Below are 6,979 nucleotides of genomic sequence, written 5' to 3'. Positions count from 1 at the left end.
TGCCGTTGAAGCCCAACGATGATGCGGGCGAGCGTGGTCTTGCCCGCGCCGTTCCCCCCGCGCAAAACCGTCACCCGACCGGGTGGGAAGTGCGCATGATCGAGGTCGAGAATGACGTGGCCGTCCTTGACGCAGAGGATGTTTTCGAGGGTCACGCCCTCACGTGCGTTCCGCAGGGCGGGGGTATCCGCGCGGTGTGCTGAGGTCTGCGGGCCGCTCGCCTCAATACTGCGCCCCGAGGCGACCCCCGGCACCGCCCGCTGCGGAGGGAGTGTTCGCGGGCGCAGGCCATGCGAGCTGCGTTCGTGCTCTGACAGTCGGGTGAATGCCTGTGGTCTCCAGGTGGTCTCGAGACGCCCGCCGCTGACGGAGACGATTCGGTCGGTGATGGGGAGGAACGGGGAGATTCGGTGTTCGGCGATGACGGTCGTGACGCCTTCGCCTCGGAGCCGAGCGAGGGATGCGACGAGCCGTGCGGTCGCGGACTCGGAGAGGTTGGCGCTGGGTTCATCAAGCAGCAAGAGCTGCGGGCGGTGGGCGATGGCGGCAAGGAGGGCGACGAGTTGTTGCTGGCCGCTGGAGAGCGTGCTGAGGAGCCGGTTTCGCACCTGGACGAGGTCGTGGGAGGTGAGCAGCTCATCGACGCGGTGCCGTATGCGTTCTGGAACGTCTCCGTGGTTCTCCAGAGCGAAGGCGATCTCGTCGGTAACGGTGCTGGCGAAGAACTGTCGAAACGGGTGTTGCCAGACAGAGCCGGTCTTGCGGCCAAACCCCGCGAGGTCAAGAGCAGTGGTGGAAGCACCAAGGAGCCGGACATCTCCGGTCAGCCTGCCCTCGTGCAGGTGAGGGATCAGGCCGTTCATCAGCCGCAGGATCGTGCTCTTGCCCGATCCGCTGGCACCAGCAAGGACGACCGTTTCCCCCCGGTCGATGGTCATGTCCAGTCCGTGGAGCGCGGGCGTCTCGACTCCCCGGTACGTCCAGGACACATCACCCAGTTGGATCGCGGGGGTGGCGGTCATCCGAAGAGCCACCAGGACAGGGCGGCAAGCACCCCGCTCATGGCAAGGAGGAGGACATCGGCAGGGCTGATACGCGTGGGGTGGATACTGGTGGGCCGACTCGTGCTGCCGAGTCCGCGCAGTAAGGCACTGGCGGTGAGGTCATCGCCGACGCGAAGCGTGGACGCGATCACGGGAACGGTGAGCCACTCGATGAGCCGGACCGGGTGGCGAAGCATATCGCCGGTGCTCGCCAGACCGCGCAACTGCATTGCCTCCCAGACGGCGCGAGTCTCGGTGGCGACGACGGGGAGGAACCGCATCGTCACCGCCGTAGGCACGACGATTGCGCGCGGCATCCCTGCCGCGCGGAACGCGGCGGTCAGGTGAGCCGCCGAGGTCGTAGCGATCACGTGGCTGGCGACCGCGGCAATGAGCACGAACCGCAGCAGGTACGCGGCGGTGTACCCGATGATCGCGGTCGAGGCATGCGGCACCAGTGCCGGCAGCAGGGAGGCGAGCGCCGCGAGCCCCGCTATCGCGATGAGGAACCCCGCCAGTCGCCGCCAGGCCCGTTCGATCCCGATGAGCATGATGACCAGCAGGACGGCTCCCGGGAAGAACGGTTCGGGCGCGGGCAGGCTCATCACCACGCCGGTGGCGATGACTAGGACCAGCGTGATCCGCGGATCTCGCACGGTCGGCGCAGGTGACACTCCGCGCCCTGCCGTGTGCCGCGCATTCCCGAGGTGCGCGCCCGCGGGTGCAGTCGGGGTCATGCGAGCCCGGCGCGAACGAAGTGCTTGCGCAGCACACGAGCGCCCAGGAGGCCACCGATGAGACCGCACACCGCGCAGCCGACTCCGACGGCGAGGATAACCGGCGTGGTGAACAGCGCATCAACGCCAGCGACGTACTCGGGACCGGCTGACGTGAGGCCGGGCATGCTCAGGTAGTCGTCGCGTGCGTACAGCAGGGGCAAGATCGGGCCAAAGAACCAGATCGAGAAGACCGTGTAGGCGAGAATGCCCGCCGTCGTCGAGCGGTACCGTCCGGCCCACACGATCAGCTCGGCGATCAGGGCCAGGCCGACCATCAAGATGAGACCGATGAGGAGCGTTCCGGTCAGGACGTAGAGTGCACCGCTGATGATCGCGAACAGCGTGATCATGCCGGGGTGCCTGACCCGGGTGAGGAAGAGCATGAACGGGATCGCCCCGATGATAATCGCGAGCCCGGTGGAAACGATCATCATCGGAGGGTTGATGATGCCGATCAGGGAGGCTGCGAGGCTGAGAACGAAGTACAGGGCAGCGAAGATGCCAATGGAGATCAGGTCGCGGGCGGACATGCGCAGGCTGAAGCTGCGGCTGGATGATTCAGTGCTTGTCATGGGGTGTTCCTTGGGAGGTCGGGAGTCGGAGGGGAGCTGAGGTGGTGAGTCGCCATCCGCTGGCACGTTCGCGGCTTCGCCAGTAGCGGGTGTAGGTGCCGCCCCGTGCCAGGAGTTCAGCGTGAGTGCCTTGCTCGGCGATACCGCCCCGGCCATCGAGCATGATGATGTGCTGAGCGGTCTGGATCGTCTGCATTCTGTGGGCCACCACGATGAGGGTGCGGTCGCGCAACGCCGTCATGGACCGTCCGATGGCTTCCTCATTCTCGGGATCCAGAGCGGCCGTGGCTTCGTCAAGGACCACAATGGGAGCGTCTTTGAGGAGCGCGCGGGCGATGGAAACACGCTGTCGTTCTCCGCCAGAGAGCAGGGTTCCGCCCTCGCCGACGCGAGTCTCCCAGCCCTCGGGGAGCCGTTCGACGATCCGATCTACGCGCGCCTGATGTGCCGCATTGCGCACGTCCGCGTCGGTCGCTTCCGGACTGCCGAGTCGGATGTTTTCGAGGATCGTCCCCTCGAAAAGATAGACGTCTTGAAAGACCGGGGCGATGAGGTCAGACACTCGGGTACTCCCGAGCTCGGGAAGGGGGATCCCGCCGATCGAGACGGTGCCGCTCTGCGGATCGTAGAAGCGCGCGAGCAGGCGCACAATGGTCGACTTGCCGGAACCGGAGGGCCCGACGATCGCGGTCATTGCGCCCGCTGGTGCGATGAACGAGAGCTCCGTCAGGACGGACTCTTCTCCGTAGGAGAAGGTCACCCGGTCGAACCGCACCCGATGGTGATCTGGCCGCCGAGGAGCCTCGGGCTCGTCGAGCACCGGTTCGGCGTCCAGCTCATCGAGATACTCGAGGGTGTTCAGCGCGGCCCCGATGCCTCCGCCCAGGGCACCGGAATTGATGATTGGTTCCGTGAACCGCACGGTGAGCACGAGCATCCCGATGAGGGTCGCCGTCGATAATTCGCCGCTCAGCGTCAGCGAGGTGCCCGCGATGAGCGCAGCAACGACGCACAGATGCACCACCCCGGCGAACACAGCGGTCGCTCCACCGGCGCTCATGTGCGAGCGTTGATCGGTGTCATGTTGCCGGTCGATAGCCTGGTTCAGCATGCCCCGCGCCACGGCCGTATTCGTCGCGGCACGGAGGGCGGGCTGGTTTCGTGCAAACTCGACGATTCGTGCCGAGGCATCAGCGACCGCAGCGCCATGCTCGCGGTCTGCCTGTTTCATCCGGGCTGAGATGACCCGATTGGTGGCCCAGACCAACGGAGCCGCCACCACGAGCACGAGCGCGATCCTCCAGTCGATGAGGGTTGCCCCGACGAGCACGGTGGCCGGCGTGACGAACGCGGTGATGATCGGACGGACGATTTGGTAGGTTGTCGCGGCAACGAACACCAGGCCGGAGGTTGCGGTGTCCGCTGCCTTGCCGGTCCGGTCTGCGGCAACGAACCACCCAATCGGTAGATGCACCAGGCGGTTGCCAAATCGTGCGAGCAGGGAGCGCAAGACCTCTGAAGCCGTGTCTTGTGCCATCCGGCTGGCAATGGTGGCCAGCACCACATAGCCCGCGGCGACCCCTGCGATCCACGCCAGCCATCTCGCGGTGTCGTCGGCGTCGCCAGCAAACACGGCGCTCAGGAACGGAACGAGCATGACGAAGGCCACGCCCTGGAGCACGGCGCAGGAGACAAACAGTGTGAGCAAGACGCGAATCTGGCGTTGTGCCCGAGGCGAGCTCAGGTGCGATAGCTTCCCGGCCAAGGTGCGCGGACGACGCGCAGCGTTCGACGTGGTCATTGGGTCGCGCTCCTCACGTCGGCTCCGGTGCGACCCCGCTCGTGCCGCTGCCAGAGCTCCTGGTACAGCCCGCCCTCGACGAGTAACTCGGCGTGGGTCCCTCGTTGCACAATGCGGCCTTCGTCAAGCACAAGAATCTGGTCAGCGCCGACGATTGTGTGCAGCCGGTGTGCGATGACCAGCAGGCTCCGACCGGCAGTGAGCGCGGAGATCGCGTCCTGCACCGCGGCTTCGGAGTCGGGGTCCATCGCAGCAGTCGCCTCATCGAGCACCAGGATCGGGGCGTCGGTGATGAGCGCTCTGGCAATCATCACCCGTTGCGCCTCACCCCCGGAGAGGTGCGCGTCCTCGCCGATTACCGAGTCGAAGCCGCGGGGGAGCCTCCCGATACGCTCACGAATCTGCGCGGCTGCTGCGGCCCGTTCAACCTCCTCGTCGGTGGACTCCGGGCGAGTGAGTCTGATGTTGTCACGGAGTGTCGTGCGCAGCAGGTAGGCGTCCTGGAAGACGAAACCGACGTTCTCGTACAGACTGCTGGGCGCGATCTGGCGCACGTCGACGCCCCCGACGGAGATTTCTCCCCCGGTGGTGTCATGGAACCTGGGGACCAGTCGCGCCAGCGTCGACTTGCCTGACCCCGACGGCCCCACGAGAGCCGTCACCGTGCCGGGTGCACACTCAGCAGTGATCTCGCGCAGCACCGTGCGCTGCCCGTCATAGCTGAAGGTCGCCCCGCGAAACAGCACCGCGGAGCCCTGCGGGGTCACGGGAACATCGGGTTGAGGCATCACGGGTTGGTTCAGGAAGCCGATAATCGATTTCCGAGCCTGCATCGCGTTCCGCACCGCCTGGCCGGTATACCCGAGTTGCAGGAGGGGCGCAGAGAGCGCCAGACCAAGCAGGAGCGCGGGAAGCAGGTCACGAGGGGCGATGCTCCCCGTCGACACCAGCCAGGTGCCGGCTCCGGCGACCCAGGCCAGCACGGCCACGGGGGCGGTGATGACCTCGATGATGGTCTGCAGCACCGCCGTCTCGCCCATCCAGCCCCGGTAGAAACGCAGGAAACGACCGGCCTCTTCCGAGTAGCGAGCGTGCTCGCGGGCCCCCTGCCCGAAGCTCTTCACGACGGCGATACCGTTGACAAACTCAATCGTGGCCGAGTTCAACCGCTCCACGGACTCGTCGTATTTCACCAGCTGATCCTTCACCCCGGCCATCATGACGCCATAGAGCGCCAGCGTGACCACCAGTGGCACGAGGCACACCAGCGCCATCCGCCATTCGGTGGCGAAGAGGTACATCATCGATAGCACCGGCACGACGATCGCGAGCACCAGGTCGTGGATCGCGTGGCCGGTCACGTGGTGCAATGCAGAAACATCGTTCGAGACGATCTTCTTGACGACGCCTGACGAGCGGTCACCGAACCAGCCCAGCGGCATTCGCCCCAGGTGCTCAACCAAGCGAGTTCGCACCCCGCGTTGCAGGCCCGAGTCGGCACGGTGCCCGACCACCAGCGATCCCCACGCCACAGCAAAGCTGGCGACCAGGGCGGCCGCGACGATCATGACGATCATCCAGACCCGGGCTGTGTCCACGGGTTGCTGGTCCAGCATGGGCCACAACGCCTGGGCCAACTCAACGATCGCCACGAGCGGCACCACCGTCATGACGGCGCTCCCTGCGCTGAGCACGAGAATCCACACAATGCTGCCGCGTACCGGGGCGAATAAGCCTGCGGTTGCGTTGGGGGCTGCTGCTCGCACGGAACCACCTCTCTGAAGCATCGGATGCCCGATCACCGACGCATCCGTACACTGTCCTAATGGGAGGTTAGCCGAACCTTACCCAGATAGGCAATGGTGGACCTGGTGCGGCAGACTGGGGACACCAAAGACAGCAGTGAATGGAGGCCGCAGCATGGCACGTCGACCGGGCGCGTCGTATCACGTCGGCCTCGTGCCCGAGCAGATCGTCGCCGAGGCCCTGTCACTCACCGAGGAGTCCCACCTCCTGGGTTGGTCGTTGCGTGATCTCGCGCAACGGTGTGGCGTGACGGTCTCGGTCATCACCCATCACGTCGGAGCGAAGGACAAGCTGTTGCGGAGCGTCGTCGCGGCGGCGCTCTCGGAGCTCACGCCTCCGCCGAGCAGCGCAGCCTGGGAAGACTGGTTCCGGGCCATGCTGCACGAGATTCAACCGCCTCTGCGCCGCTACCCAGGAACCGCCAAGTGGGTCTTACTGCACGGCCCATCCTTCCCCTCCATCCTGCCCATGATTGACGCCGGGGTCGCCACGCTTCAGCAAGCTGGGTTTGCGGACATGACCGGCCTCGCGTTCGCCACCCTGTTTAACAACGCAGTCATGACGATCGCGATTGCCGACGAACGCCTTCTTGACGACGGCGAGGGATCCCGTGATCACGGCCAGATGATGCGGCACTTCCTCGAGACGGGAGAAGGCAGCCCCGGAGTGGCGGTGCTTGACACGACGCTCATGGCCACCTTTGCCTCAGGCACCGCGGGCGCTGAAACCGCGCGCGAGGGCTACTATCGCTTCGTCATCGACACGACCATTGCGGGCCTTGCCCCCTACGCGCGAGCACGCCCCCGGGGCCGGTAGCGCAGCCTTGGCGCTCAGGGCCGAGGCGCACTGCCCCAGGCACCCCGTCCCCTTGCGGTCCAGAAACGCGCCAGCGTTTCCCGTGGCCCACGCCGCGGCCACCGCCGCGGTGAACCCCCGGGGTTCACGTCCCCGCGAGGCGCGAGGGGAAACAAGAAAGGC

At 66.1% G+C, this 6,979-nt stretch carries 6 protein-coding genes; 1 reads left to right on the top strand and 5 read right to left on the bottom strand.

What is annotated here, in order from left to right:
• The 5 genes from OOT08_RS09765 to OOT08_RS09745 form a co-directional block, all read right to left on the bottom strand.
• A partial coding sequence (locus tag OOT08_RS09765; protein WP_325092451.1) for an ABC transporter ATP-binding protein occupies positions 1-1,022 on the bottom strand: 1,022 nt, incomplete at its 3' end.
• Positions 1,019-1,699 (bottom strand): energy-coupling factor transporter transmembrane component T, encoded by a 681-nt coding sequence (locus tag OOT08_RS09760; RefSeq protein ID WP_325092450.1) that lies wholly within the window; start codon positions 1,697-1,699, stop codon positions 1,019-1,021. The genes OOT08_RS09760 and OOT08_RS09765, both read right to left, overlap by 4 nt.
• Positions 1,700-1,776: 77 nt before the next feature.
• On the bottom strand, positions 1,777-2,394 hold the full coding sequence (locus OOT08_RS09755; RefSeq protein WP_325092449.1) for an MptD family putative ECF transporter S component: 618 nt from the start codon (positions 2,392-2,394) through the stop codon (positions 1,777-1,779).
• Positions 2,381-4,102: an ABC transporter ATP-binding protein gene (locus OOT08_RS09750; RefSeq protein ID WP_325092448.1), complete on the bottom strand. Its 1,722-nt coding sequence runs from the start codon at positions 4,100-4,102 to the stop codon at positions 2,381-2,383. Before OOT08_RS09750 ends, OOT08_RS09755 begins: the two co-directional genes overlap by 14 nt.
• An 89-nt stretch (positions 4,103-4,191) precedes the next feature.
• Complete coding sequence (locus tag OOT08_RS09745; protein ID WP_325092447.1) at positions 4,192-5,901, bottom strand: ABC transporter ATP-binding protein; 1,710 nt, start codon at positions 5,899-5,901, stop codon at positions 4,192-4,194.
• 214 nt (positions 5,902-6,115) lie between these two features.
• On the opposite strand from OOT08_RS09745, the gene OOT08_RS09740 reads away from it, so the two are divergent.
• Complete coding sequence (locus OOT08_RS09740) at positions 6,116-6,817, top strand: TetR/AcrR family transcriptional regulator (protein ID WP_325092446.1); 702 nt, start codon at positions 6,116-6,118, stop codon at positions 6,815-6,817.
• The last annotated feature ends 162 nt before the right edge of the window (positions 6,818-6,979 follow it).

This window comes from Leucobacter sp. M11 (assembly GCF_035726885.1).
Taxonomy (GTDB): Bacteria; Actinomycetota; Actinomycetes; order Actinomycetales; family Microbacteriaceae; genus JAPFRB01.
Note: the sequence above shows the minus strand (reverse complement) of the source record. Positions and strands in the feature narration are given on the sequence as shown.

Coding starts and splice junctions, on each gene's coding strand:
- OOT08_RS09740 (WP_325092446.1), top strand. CDS start 6,116: ATGGCACGTCGACCGGGCGCGTCGTATCACGTCGGCCTCGTGCCCGAG.
- OOT08_RS09755 (WP_325092449.1), bottom strand. CDS start 2,394: ATGACAAGCACTGAATCATCCAGCCGCAGCTTCAGCCTGCGCATGTCC.